The 13087-nt window shown below is 48.4% G+C and carries 9 protein-coding genes and 1 tRNA gene; 3 read left to right on the top strand and 7 right to left on the bottom strand.

From position 1 onward, the window contains the following. Window positions 1–16: 16 nt before the first annotated feature. Both M1125_04525 and M1125_04520 read right to left on the bottom strand, forming a co-directional pair. A complete protein-coding gene (locus M1125_04525) occupies window positions 17–715 on the bottom strand; it encodes a glycosyltransferase family 2 protein (GenBank protein ID MCL5405066.1) in 699 nt (232 codons plus the stop codon). 50 nt (window positions 716–765) lie between these two features. Continuing rightward, window positions 766–851: transfer RNA gene (locus M1125_04520), tRNA-Leu, on the bottom strand. 248 nt (window positions 852–1099) lie between these two features. Between M1125_04520 and serS the strand changes: the two genes are divergently transcribed. Both serS and prf1 read left to right on the top strand, forming a co-directional pair. Continuing rightward, window positions 1100–2410 carry a serine--tRNA ligase gene (gene serS / locus M1125_04515; GenBank protein ID MCL5405065.1) on the top strand — a complete coding sequence of 437 codons (1311 nt, stop codon included), beginning with the start codon at window positions 1100–1102 and terminating at the stop codon, window positions 2408–2410. 57 nt (window positions 2411–2467) lie between these two features. After that, a complete protein-coding gene (gene prf1 / locus M1125_04510; protein MCL5405064.1) occupies window positions 2468–3667 on the top strand; it encodes a peptide chain release factor aRF-1 in 1200 nt (399 codons plus the stop codon). 23 nt (window positions 3668–3690) lie between these two features. Here the strand turns inward: prf1 and M1125_04505 are convergent, their stop codons facing one another. The 4 genes from M1125_04505 to M1125_04490 form a co-directional block, all read right to left on the bottom strand. After that, on the bottom strand, window positions 3691–4245 hold the full coding sequence (locus M1125_04505; GenBank protein MCL5405063.1) for a hypothetical protein: 555 nt from the start codon (window positions 4243–4245) through the stop codon (window positions 3691–3693). Window positions 4246–4255: 10 nt separating this feature from the next. Continuing rightward, window positions 4256–6361, bottom strand: a complete 2106-nt coding sequence (locus tag M1125_04500) for a hypothetical protein (GenBank protein MCL5405062.1) — start codon at window positions 6359–6361, stop codon at window positions 4256–4258. 186 nt (window positions 6362–6547) lie between these two features. Further along, window positions 6548–9505 (bottom strand): S-layer protein, encoded by a 2958-nt coding sequence (locus tag M1125_04495; protein ID MCL5405061.1) that lies wholly within the window; start codon window positions 9503–9505, stop codon window positions 6548–6550. Window positions 9506–9694: 189 nt separating this feature from the next. Continuing rightward, window positions 9695–10045: a hypothetical protein gene (locus M1125_04490; protein MCL5405060.1), complete on the bottom strand. Its 351-nt coding sequence runs from the start codon at window positions 10043–10045 to the stop codon at window positions 9695–9697. Window positions 10046–10180: 135 nt separating this feature from the next. Here M1125_04490 and M1125_04485 point away from each other — a divergent pair, with 135 nt between their 5' ends. Beyond that, window positions 10181–12514: a hypothetical protein gene (locus M1125_04485; GenBank protein ID MCL5405059.1), complete on the top strand. Its 2334-nt coding sequence runs from the start codon at window positions 10181–10183 to the stop codon at window positions 12512–12514. Here the strand turns inward: M1125_04485 and M1125_04480 are convergent. Then, the gene (locus tag M1125_04480) at window positions 12498–13085 is read right to left on the bottom strand and encodes a class I SAM-dependent methyltransferase (GenBank protein ID MCL5405058.1); all 588 of its coding nucleotides are present in this window, start codon (window positions 13083–13085) and stop codon (window positions 12498–12500) included. The two genes, M1125_04485 and M1125_04480, sit on opposite strands and share 17 nt — an antisense overlap. Window positions 13086–13087 lie beyond the last annotated feature (2 nt).

Genomic DNA, 13087 nt, shown 5'->3' with positions numbered 1-13087 from the left:
CTCCTGAGATGCGGATTCATCTGTTCGGTTTCATCAGGTAGAGCCACATTTTTATGCCGTCTTTCGGCCCTATCTTCTTTCCTGCCTTGAATGTGCGGCCTTTGTACCTTACAGGAACATCAGCTATCTTATAGCCGTTCTTTGACAGCATTATCGGCAATTCCATGTCTAGCAGCCAGCTGTTTTCCTTCGGCAGCTTTCCCTTCAGCATGCTCAGCTTGAAGGTTTTGTAGCATGTATTTATGTCGCTTATGGACTGCTTATAGAAGAGATTGAATGTCGCAGTATGAATCTTTGTCGCAAGCTCGCCCATGAAATACTTGTGCCCAAGGTTGCGCTGCCTAGAGCCGAATACTGGGGTGCTGTCGTCCACTTTTTCAAGCAGCTTTCCATAATCCTCTGGAAAGTATTCGTCGTCGGCATCCTGTATTATGATTATGCAGTCGGGAAAAAGCTTGCCAGCTGCCTCGAGCCCTAGCTTTATGGCGTGGCCCTTTCCAAGCCTGTTTTCGCTGCGGATGAGCATAAGCCTTCCCTTACCGAAATCCGAGAGCGCCCTGTTGATCTCGTTTATGCTTCCGTCGCTGGAATCGTCGTATATTACAAGAAGCATGTCCACCTGGCTCTGGGCAAGTACGCGCTTTATTATTCCATATACTGTCGGCTCTTCGTTGTACACAGGCATCAAAATACAAACATTCTGATTTTTGTACATCAAATGACCACTATGCAGTGCCGAACGGCTTTACAAATCCGAACATTATTTGCAGGGAGAGAGATTTGAACTCTCGAACCCGCTAAGGGAACAGGCCCTGAACCTGTCGCATTTGACCAGGCTTTGCTATCCCTGCATTTTCCAACGCTTTATTATTTGCAGCCAATACAATAATATATTGTTTGGATTGGACAATATTTTTAAATACCATTATGGTTTAAATCTATATAGCTGGCGAGTGATGTGTACCAATCAATAGGGTTTTAATTTTCAGGCATGCAAGGCGCATATGGCCGAGCCAGGCTCCTGTTTTTAGCCTTTTGCTGCAGAATATTAGTATTATTTATGCGCTAGTCGGCATTCTATACAAAATTGGCGGTTTGCATGATAACAACTAAGTACGTAAGGGAACATATAGACGAAATACGCGCTTCCATGGAGAAGCGCAAAAGCGATTACCCGATAGACGAATTGCTTGAGCTTGACGAGAAATGGCGTGCGAAAAAGACAGAGCTGCAGGAGCTCCAGACGCAAAGGAACAAATCCAGCCTTGAGATATCAGAGATGAAGAAGAGAAACGAATCTGCAGAAAAAGCAATAGCAAAAGTTTCCGAGATAAAGGAGCGGATAAAAGGCATGGAAACAGATATAGAAAAGCTGGATGAGCGCATAGAACATCTGCTTATGAACATGCCAAATACTCTGCACAGCAGCGTGCCCTATGGCGCAAGCGACGAAGACAATGTAGAGATAAGGAGATGGGGCGAGCCCAAAAAAGGCATAGGGAAGAGCCATGAGGAGATCCTTGCAGGCATGGGGCTTATAGACATAGAGCGTGCAGCAAAGGTCGCAGGAGCAAGATTCTACTACCTGAAGGGCGACATAGCTCTGCTTGAGCACGCCCTCATAAGCTTCGCTCTGGACGAGCTGGCAGCCAAAGGCTATACTGCAATATCGCCTCCGCTGATGCTCAAGAAGGAATATTACAAGGGAGCAACGGCTTTGGGCGATTTCGAGGAGCAGCTGTACAAGGTCACTGACACGAAGGAGGCGCAGGAAATGAAGGACTACGAGCATATTGAGGACGAGCTTTTCATGATTTCTACTTCTGAGCACCCCATGGCTGCAATGCACAGCGGCGAGGTGTTCTCGGCCAAGGAGCTGCCGATAAAATATGCAGGTATAAGCCCGTGCTTCAGGCGCGAGGCAGGCTCTCACGGCAAGGATACAAAGGGCATATTCAGGGTCCACCAATTCTACAAGGTAGAGCAGTTCATATTCTGCAGGCAGGAGGATTCCTGGAAATACTACGATGAGCTGCTCGCGAATTCCGAGGGGCTCATGCAGAAGCTCGGCCTGCCTTATCACGTAATAGACATATGCACTGGCGACATCGGCACAGTTGCGGCAAAGAAGAACGACATAGAAGTTTATATGCCAAGCCAGGGCAGGTACAGGGAGGTCGTGTCATGCTCCAATTGCACGGACTGGCAGAGCCTGAGGCTCGACATAAAATATGACGAGGGTGATGAGCGCAAGTATGTGCACACGCTCAATTCCACAGCAATTGCAGTGCAGCGCGTGATAGTCGGCATTGTCGAAAACTATGCAAGGCCGGATGGCACCATAGAGGTTCCAAAGGCGCTGGTGCCGTACATGCACAAAGACGCCATAGGAAAGCCGGGCAGCGCATAGCCCACGCATGTTTTTATTGGTTAAAGCCAAACAATATGTATAGCCAGATGAAGCATCATGAAAGAAGAGTACCATATAAAGAAGGAGCTCAAAAGGTTGGCAAGCATACGCGGCTCAGGAACTGAGCTTATAAGCGTTTACGTGCCGCCAGGCTTCCCGATAAGCGATGAGATTGCAAAGCTCAGGGATGAGCATGGGCAGGCTTCTAACATAAAATCCAAGACTACGAGGCTTAACGTTCAGGGAGCGCTTGAAAAGATAATGCAATACCTTAAGCTTTACAAGACACCCCCGAAGAACGGGCTCGCGGTATTCTGCGGCAACATCTCAGGCGAGCAGGCAAAGCCAGACATTGAGCTATTTTCCATGGAGCCGCCTGAGCCCATAAAGGCAAACATATACAGGTGCGACTCAAGCTTCCTGCTAGAGCCAGTAGAGCGCATGCTGGAAACGACTGACAAATACGGCGTAATAATAATGGACGGAAGCGAAGCAACGGTAGGCGTGCTGAGCGGCTCCCAGTTCATAGTTGACAAGAAGCTAAGGTCGTTCGCACACCAGAAGGTGCATAAAGGGGGCCAGTCTGCCGCCAGGTATGACAGGGCAAGGAAGGAGAGCATAGATGATTATTACAAGGACGTGGCAGCTGCCGTAAACGACCTGTTCGCAAAAAACGAATTCAAGCTCAAGGGGCTTGTTGTCGGAGGCCCTGGGCCAGCAAAGGAAGACTTCGTAAAATCAAAGAACCTGAACTACCAAATAAAGGTACTTGGAATATTCAACACAGGATATACTGACGAGCATGCAGGCTTCAGAGAGCTTCTTGAGCATGCAAAGGACCTTCTTTCCGAGCAGCAGTCAGTCCAGGAGCAGAAGGTAATGGGCAAGTTCCTAAGCGAGGTCTCAAGGAACGGGCTTGCCACAAGCGGCTATGCCAATGTCAAGAAGGCGCTGTCTGCGAACAGCGTTTCCCTGCTTATAATAAGCGAGGACCTTGAGCTCTATGAAGTAAAGTACAAATGCAATACCTGCGGCACTGAATTCACAGCGCTTGAGCAGGGAAACCAAAGGAAAACTAAGCATGAAGAGGATGGCGGCAACCTTTCAATAGTATCTGAGACTGACGCAGTTGAGGAGCTGATAGACCTTGCAGACAGCCAGGGCGTGCAAATTACTTTCATATCCTCGAACAGCCAGTATGGCAATGAGCTTCTTCTTGGGTTCGGCGGCATTGCAGCACTGCTTAAATACAGGTAAGAGCGGAAGACTTGATGCATTGCCTATGATATCTCGCTTGCTATGCCACATTCCGCAAGAGAAGTAGAATTGCCATATACGTAAATGGCATTCGGCGTTATTACAGTGCGTGCATATGCGCTGTAGTTTATGAATATGCTCGGATGCGTGGTGCTGAAGGCTGTGCAGTTCGCTACAGTAGAGGTATAGGATGTGGCGTTCGGGCCAAGCACAGAATACGTGCATGCTGTGCTGTTGAGTATGAAGAAGTGTATCTGCCCTGGGCTTTTGTGCATCGCGCTGTCGCCGGTGATGGCTTCTATGAGCGCGGTGGAGCATGCAACAGTGCTGGAGAATGAAGTATTATCCGTGTAGGAAGCATACACGCCTATGGCGTTGGCGCTTTCAAAATTCTTCTGGAATTCTGAAAAGCTTGCAGGGGCAGGCTTCGACACACGCAGCGAATATACTATGGCGCCTGCGAATATTATAAGGATTATTATTATCGCAACGATTACGACATACTTTTTAGAATCGGAAACCTCCGGTTCTTCGGTAGTTGCTGCTGCTTTCTTGCTCTTCGTTGACTTTTCCGCCATGTTGATCTGCTTATTTGCTTAAAGATTGCTTGACTATGCCATTGAGATAGCAGTACGCCCCATTGATCATGCTTCCTCCGGCATAGAACGCTGTGCCGTACATGCCCCTGTATTCGGCGTAGCTTGAGTTTGCATTGGCGTTTAGCTGTATGAGCGGCTTTCCCGAGCTGTACAGTGCATCATAGCATGCCGCGCCAGTCAGACTGCCTGATGAGCATGCGTTGCCCTTGACATATACTATGCTGGCGTTCTTGTTGAATGACTTGAGGGTCTGCTGCAGTGCCGCTGCGCAGTTTGCCACAGAGGAATTGGCAGGCTGCGACGTTCCGTTTACTGCTATTGTAACGCTGCTGCTTGATGAAAGGGCATTCATGAACGAGGTTGCAGGCATGAATGAGTTTGCTGAAGCAGCAAAGCTGTATACCGTAGCGGCATATGCTACGCCTATGAGCGCCAGTATTATGAAAAGCGCCATCCATGCCTTTTTGACCCTTCTGTTGAGCCTAAGCTTTCTCTTTGCCTTGAGCCTTGCGTATGTGAGCTCATAAAAGGCGAAGATCAGAATGGCGGCAATCGCTATGGCTATGAGCGCAAGGTACAGCGGCGCTGCAGCGTCCTTAGCGCTTACAGCTGCTGTGCCGCCCTTAAGCATGAGCGTCGCTAGCCCTCCGTCCAAGCCCTTTATGAATGCAGGCATGCTTATCGGGGAGCCTAGCGATGATGCGCTTGAAGAAACGTTTGCGCTTGCAAAGCTCACTGTGTCAAGCTCGCTCTTGCTAAGCTTTGTTGATAGCATAGAGTCCACCTGCTCCTGCCTCAATGCAAGCAGCGACAGGCTCTTTGGCATCGCACTTTTGTAATCAAGCTCATGTAGCAGTATCGAATAGGTGCTGTTGGATGCGCGCGCAGCTGCAGTTTCGTACGGAGCTGAGAGCGAGGCGGTCTGGCCAGATACGTTTTTCAGCTCTGCGCTTATCGTGGCATTTGATTTTGTTATGTTCTGGTTTATGCCTGCGCTGATGATAGAGGCCATGCGCGCTTCAAGCTCTGACAGTGAATATGACAGCGTTGAATTGCTGAGCTTTGACAGTATAAACGTTGCGTTGTATATTGTCGCGTTGTATTTTGGCATTATGAAGCTTAGGAACGCGTCGAATCTTGTGGTATTCTCGCTTATTATGACTGGTGTTACAAATGCAGAGGCGCTCTTTGTGACGTTCTGCGCATAAGCCTCTATGGTCTTATTGTATACCGGCAGGGCAAGCAGCGAAGAGACTTGGCTGCCTGTATTCGAAAGCGTAGTGGCGTTGAATGAAGTGTACTCGCAGTTGCCTATGTCCTGGCAATACCATGGCATGTCGTTCTGGTTATAATTGGAGCATGATCCCAGCAGCGATGGGTTGAAGTTCGAGGGCAGGGGGAATATAGGGTTCGTAGGCATTGTCTGCTCTATGCTTGTAAGGTTTGCGACGTCGGTAAGCATGCCCTGCACGTTTGAGTAGAAATCAGATGGCGTCAGGCTGTGCAGCAGCGAGAAGAAACTGCGATAGCTGTTGTTCATGTTTATGTATTCGTCGCCGAATTCCCTTATGCCCTGCACGAGCGGGCCGCTTTCACCGCTGAAATTGTAGAAGCTGCGCCTGCATATAGGCACGGTAAAGCACGCAGTAGTTGCGCTGTTGTTTGTAACCGTGTTGTTAGCTATAAGGTTTAGGTTGCCTATTCCGGTTTCTATGAGGCAGTCTGCAAGCGGTGGATTCGCCTGTTTTTTGTACAGTGCCATAGAGGCGTTGACTTCGTTTATCAGCGTGGAATTTGGGAAGTATTTTTTTATGAGGTAAGGGCCAAGGGCTTTGTACGCTGTTGCGTTGTCAAGGACAATCGCATAGCCGCTTGTTGTGTTTACCAGTATGCTTCCATTGCGCGGAGTGCCAACCAGCACATACGAATTCGACGAATAGGTTATGTTTGTGAACGTCGAGTTTGCCAGTATGGCATTAGGCACATATGCTGAGAGATACGATATTAGGCCGCTGTTTGCGCTTAAAGGCGAAGCATTAGCCACTCCAGATATCAGCAGCATTGCAAGGATTGGAAGCATGTAGGAATAACGCATGGTCGCACCTATAGATATTCCAACTTAAGGTTTATAAATATATTACATATCGGTATGAAATAATTTACAAGATGCCGACGGCACCTGCTTGCAGCGCAAAGCCACGGCTAAAAGGAGTTAAAATATAAGAATAAGAAAAAAGGGAAAGGCAAAACGCCTTTCAAATCCCTTGTGCTGCTATGCTGATTAGCTTGTGCTTGCTGCTGCGTACAGATCCTGTATGAACTTGTTTGCCATCGCTGTTGTCTGGTTGGCGTAGTATCCGGCTATCAGAATCCTCTTTGTTCCGAATGCCTGCAATACCGGTGCGCTTGTTGGCGTGAACGTTATGTTGTTCGATGCCTGCACCTGTGCGCTCAAGCCGTTCACGTAGCCGCTGCCTATCAGTATCAGGCTGCTGCTTGGGTTTGCCGTGCTGTTCAGCACTACCAGAGGCGATGTTGTCAGGTTCTTCAGCAGGACCGGCTCTATAGCTACTGCTGGGGTTGCTGTTGCCGTCAGGTTGCTTATGCCAGCTACTGTTGCGCCGTTGATGTTGCTAACTGATATGTTCGCTGTTACATTTGCTACTGTCACGTTAGGCACGTTCGGTATCGGCTGGCCTATGCCAACTGGACCGACTATGCGGAAGTGCTTCGTCACTGCAGTCACATTGACTGGGCTGACTACGAAGTTCAGCATGTCAACGCCCTTGGCAAAGTTTATTGTAACTGAGCCTGGGGATATTGATGCCACTTCGCTTCCGCGCTCCGAATAGAAGCCCTGCCTTGCTGCGAACACTACTTTTGTTCCCTGCGTGTTTGTTGTGTATGTAACATTGCCATGATCGACGCTGCCACTGGATAATGCACCGGTGTAGTTCAAGTCAAAGCTTGAAGCTGGGTTGCTGTTTGTTGCGTTTGCTATGCCTACTGTAAAGTTGTCCTGCACGCTTGTGTTGAATGGCACCGGGAATTCGTTCATTGAGTAGTTGTAGAATTCATATGGGCCCGTAGAGCCAATCTGTTTTGGCGTGGTCAGCTCGTTCAATGTGAATGTCTGCGTTTCGCCGTTGTTCTGGTTGAAGTTGATGCTGCTTCCGCTTGTAAGGTAGTAGTTGACCTGCCCTGACTTTAGGTACATTATCTGTGGCGATGCCGGTGTAAGCTCCGCGACCGGTGTTCCTGTGCCCGAGCCTACTTCTGCATCTGCAGTGAATGTTGCTCCTGGAATCGGATAGCTAAGAGTTATGTTGGTTATCTCTGTTACTGTGTTTGCAGGGAATGCAACTGTTGCGGTTGTTTGGCTACTACTACTAAATGTTGCGGCTGGCAGTGTAACTACTGTGTTTGACGATGAAAGTCCTTTTACCGTTACTGTCAATGGACTTGACGATGTCACAAGATTTACTGGGCGGCTTAGAGTCAGTGTTATGTTGTTGTCTCCTGCTGGTACTGCCGCTATGTTCTTGAATTCGTAAGGCGTCAAGTCGTACATTACGCTGCTTGATGGGACTCCTGCCACTTCGAACGCATTGCTCAGCGATGATGGCGCTGACACTGTAAGGATCTGGCCTGGCTCTGTTATGTTCGTTGGCGTGTATGTTGATGTTGACGCAAGGTTTTCATATGTGTATGAGCCTTCGCTTGTTGAGAGTGTTACTGGGTTGGACGTTCCGCTGCCGAATGCTGGCTGCTCGAATGTCAGCTTCCACATTGCCGGATTGCCTATGAAGTTGAAGCTCTGCCCTGGATTCAGGTATGTCGGTGTTGAGTTCAGCACTACTATGCCCTGGAACTCGTTTGCCGTGCCGCCTGAGTTCGAAGAGTTTGTCCACATAAGCTCAGTTGTCCAGCCTTTGTCGTATGTGCTGTTGAACTGATGGCCGCTTGTGACATTCACTACATTGGAGTACAGCTGAATCTTTGCGTATTTCTCATATGCGTACAGTCCTGCAAATGTCTGGTATACATGCACGTACAGGTTGTGGCCTGTGTCGTTGAACTGCTGCGTTACTCCTGGGTTTACTGCGCTTACATTATATAGTACGCCATTGTAGTATACCTTCAATGCAGCAGGGCTTATGCCGTTGTTGTTAGGCTGACCAATGTCTGCGACCTGCACTGTGAATGGACCTGCAGTTGCGTTCTGTCCTACGTATACTGTTTCTTCTGGGACCAGAGTTGATGCAAGGCTGAGTTCACCGCCTGCTACTGCGGTTGTGGATGTTGCAGATGTTGCGCCAGATGTTGAATTGAACGCTGTTGTGCCCGGCAGCTTGTAGTTTATTATTGTCCAGTTCTGCCCGAACAGCGTTATCGGCTGGTTGTTTACTCCGCCAGAGGATGACCTGAATGGTATTGGGTCTGCGAACACTGCTTCGTATGCGCCGCCGACGTTTGTCAGGTTGAACTGGTTTATGTTGCCGTTGCTTCCCTGGTCAAATACAGGCACGCCTGTCAGCCACAGGTATTCGCTTTCAAGGTGCGAGCCTGAGTTGCTCAGAAGCGATGGCAGATCCGAAGATGTAACGCGTATTATGTTGTCCATGCTGCTGTTTGTAGGGCCGCCGAAGCCGCTGAATGACACTCCGCCGCCGTTTGTGGATGCGCTGACCGATTCTGAGAATGGCACTGTACCGTATGCTGAGTACGGGCTTGCCATTGAAACGCCGCTTGGGCTTATCAGGTCAGTTGATGGGTATGCATAAGTCTTTGTTGACTGCAAGGTCTTAGTGGCGCCATACTGCTTTGTCACTATTCCGCGGTTGAACACTGAACCAATCAGTGCGCTGAACTGGTATGTGCCGCTGATGTATGCCGTTGAGCTCTCATTGAAGTAGACTTCCTGGTTTGTCAGGGAGTAGTGAGCGCTTGACGGTATTACCGCATGCAGTACCTTTGCCGCCTGTGTTGTGTTAACGTTTGCAGTTACGTTCACTGATGTGAATGCAAGGTTTCCTATAGCTGCTGCAATGTTTGCTGCTGCAACACCATCAGATGGCTTTGCCAAGGTTCCTACAACTACCTGCACTAGTGGTTGCCCGCTATTGCTTATTATAGGGACGTTCTGGAAGGATATTGGGCCTGCGAACGCAAGGCCTGTCGCTAACAATGCTGCGCCTCCAACGACAGCTGCTATCTTTTTTGCATTTAGACTTTTCATTCTATCACTTAAACGCTTTTAACACGTTTCGTTGTGAATACCATTTTATGAAAAGTATTTAAAGCTTTTGGCATGTATAAAAGTTTTTTTATACGCCAAATAGCAAACTTCGTCTATTGTCATGCTTTGTTTCTTTCATCAACGAATCTCTGCCTCGAAACATGACTTTACCGAAATTTTGGAATAATTTTAATCCTGCACATGCTTCATTATCTTGCCTATGAATTTTGGCATGCTTCCGAGCGACTTATAATAGATTATATATGATAGCGGCGCTGTTATGGATACCGCTGCCGCCACTATGTACGGATCCATGTACCCAATGCTCTGAAACCTGCCTGCAAACGTCAATGAGTATAAAATCTTGTCTGTTACCGGCAGCCCTATCGCAAGGTCCAGCATGGTAAGGTCCGCGGCAGCGATGGCCCTGTTTAGCTTTTTTATGCCGTCGCGCCTCAGCATGGCCTTTTGTGGTGCCGTTGTGCCTTCTGATGCGTTAGTACTCTCATTTTTTGTCTTTGCAATGTGCTTGACCTCCATGGTAGTGCGTTGGCATTGAATAATATTTATGCCTTGCTGCACTGCAAACAGGCTTGCAAATATCTAAAATTTGTGGAATTAATAAAAACCTTAACAATCTTAACGTATTGTTAATATTTGCAAAGCGCGTGTTTTATGGATCAGCAAAGCAGCAACAATGTTGAAGGCACAAATGCAGGGGCTTTACAGGAGAGCGTGCAAGACGCCAATAAGGCTGCAGGCAGCAAAGCAAGGCCAGGCAAGTCCACTTATATAGCTGCAGCCCTGTTCGTATTGATTATAATATTGGACATCTACCTTAGGCTTGGCATGTTCAAGTTTGCTGGCTTTTTCGAGCCTGACGGCTTTTACCATTTTGCAGTAATACGTGCTGCAGTGCTGCACAACTTTGCCATACCTAAAGCGCTCGGCTTGTCTGGTTTCCCTGTGCATTTCTCCATAACAGAGCCATTGGGGCTGTATTTCGCTACGCTGATTCCTTATGCAGTGGTGCAGTACCTTGGCATAAGCTATTATACGGTTGAAAGACTCGTTCCTGTGCTGTTCGGCATATTCGATGCCATAGGCGCATTCTTCATAGTCAGGTATTTCGCAAGGAGCAGGGTGCTCAGCTTCATAGCCATGTTTCTTGTTGCGATATCAAGCGGCGACATAGCCAGGACCGCAGCCCTTGTATACAGGGGGGACGGCTTCATAACCATATTCATGCTTCTGTCGCTCATTGCCTTCTTGTCCGTGTTTAAGCAGAAGTCGCTTTCAAAAAGAGTGGGGTTCGCGATATTGTCGGCATTCATACTCGGCGTAGGCACTACAGTATGGAACGGCGCGCCGTTTACTGTCATAGTGTACATGCTGGCCCTTATATTCATTATTGCCTTTGGCTACATAATAGCCAATAAGCGCTACATAGAGGATTCGATAATACTGGCTCTTGCGCTCCTTGTGGAATATGGCATGCAGCACCTTTGGATGACACTCACAGTAATAAGGGGCACGCAGGCGCTTTCCACCTTGCACTTCTTCATATTCTATGCGCCTGTGCTGCTTGGCGCCATTGTCACATACTTCCTGCTTGCAAACAGGAGCAGGTTTGCTGCAATTACGTCTACAACTGTAAAACGCTCGGAGTTCCTTGGCGCGGTTTTGATAATTGTGCTCATAGTCATAGCCGGAGTTTTCGGAAAGTTCCTTGGCGCTGTAGCAAGCGGGGACGGCCTAGTCATAGCGTCAAGCCACCTCACGGAAACGATACAAGAGCTGCAGCCCCCGACTGCTGCTTTTATCTGGGCCAGCTTCGCTTTCCAGATAATACTGGCGCCTATAGGCATAGCGATGTACCTGCTTTTCTCGCGCAGGGTTTACCTGTCAACAGATATGACAACGGTAAAGTGGTTAAACCTGTCGCCTGCCTTCATGGCCATACTGGCATACTTCATAGCCACGCTGTACCTGCAGCTTAATGCTGTCAGATTCAACTCGATAGTGGCTGTCCCGATAGCATTGTTCGCAGCATATGCAATCTACAGCATAGGCAGACTGCTTGGCGTAAACCAGGGCGTTATTCAGGAGATAAGAAAGAGGCACATACCTGTATTCAAGATCGCATTCGTAGTGGTCGTGGGCTTCATACTGATATATTCAACCTACTATACGCAGCGGGAATCTTACACGTCGGTGCAGGCAGACGGCATAAACGCCAATTTCCTTGCAGCAATGTCCTGGGCCAAGAACAATACTCCAAGCAATGCAACGTTCCTCGCAGTATGGCCTGACGGCTCTGTGATAGAAGGCTGGGCAAACAGGACAAGCGCAATGGACAGCGTAGGTGGCCAGAACGGGCAGTTGATAGCAGGGTTTTCAAGATTCATACTCAATACAACTCCTGATACAAACTACCTCATAAACAAGGTGCACAGGCCGGAGTATTTGCTTGCAAGGTATTATTGGCTTGATGAGCTTGGAGGCATTTCGGTGGAAGGCGGCCTCAGCAATGCCATAGCCGCAAGCTACGGCTACGATGCGTTCGACGGCATAAGCATATCAAAGAACAGCACTGCTGAGCTGCTATATTTCCAAATGCCTCAGCTTCCGTACCTCAAATCGCTTATGGTAATAAATGACACCAATTCCAGCGACATAGAGGTGGGGATAGCAAACGCGACAAGCTCCAGGTATGCGCTTGTTAAGCATATATTGCTATACAACATGGACACTGGCAATTATACTTATATAAACAGCACGCTGGCATATGTGAACTACACTTACATGGTCACTTATGCAGGCAACAGGATAGAATCAACCGCATTGCTCGGGCCTAATTTCACAAAAAGCAATGCATTCGATTTCCTGTTTGGCTGCAACTACGACAACTGCAGCTATGGCAATGGCACAGGCGTAAGCATGAAACTCGTATACCAGAATTCAGACAGCAGGATTTTCAAGATAAGCTATGCTAATTCCTCTTCCTGAATTCCACTACTATATACTGGCCGCGGACCTTTACCGATTGCAGCTTCAGGCCTTTCATGTCTGAATAGCCCTTGGCCTCGCGCACGCTTAAGGAATGCGATCCTTCCAATATTAGCTTGTTCTCCGGCTTTACGAATTCGTATATAATCATGGTGCCATTTCGTGCAAGATACCCAGATATGTATTCCAGCGCATCCCTTTTGACTGCCCAGTGGTGGAACGACAGCGTGGTTATTATAGTGTCGAAATGCCTCTTGGGCCTTATGCTTGTGTTCCTTCCTGTGCTGAAGTGCAGGTTCTTGGCATTGCCATAGCGCGAGCGCGCTATGCGCACCATGTATGGCGATGGGTCTATGCCGTATACCTGCGCCCTTGGCCTGCTTGAGGCTATCGCTGCGTCCAGGATTCCTGGGCCGCTGCCTATGTCTAGCAGCGATGAGAAATGCCGCTTCGACAGGTCTGAGAGTATGAATGAGTAGAATTTCTTCATGCTTGGGAACGAGCGCGAGAACAGATAGTATAGATATGACGTGTACCTTCCAAAATTCTCGTCTTCAGCCTGCTTTGCCATGG

The sequence above is a fragment of the Candidatus Marsarchaeota archaeon genome (assembly GCA_023485295.1).
GTDB lineage: Archaea > Micrarchaeota > Micrarchaeia > Micrarchaeales > Micrarchaeaceae > Micrarchaeum_A.
The sequence above is the reverse complement of the archived record's forward strand: the minus strand, read 5'-3'. Positions and strand labels throughout refer to the sequence as shown.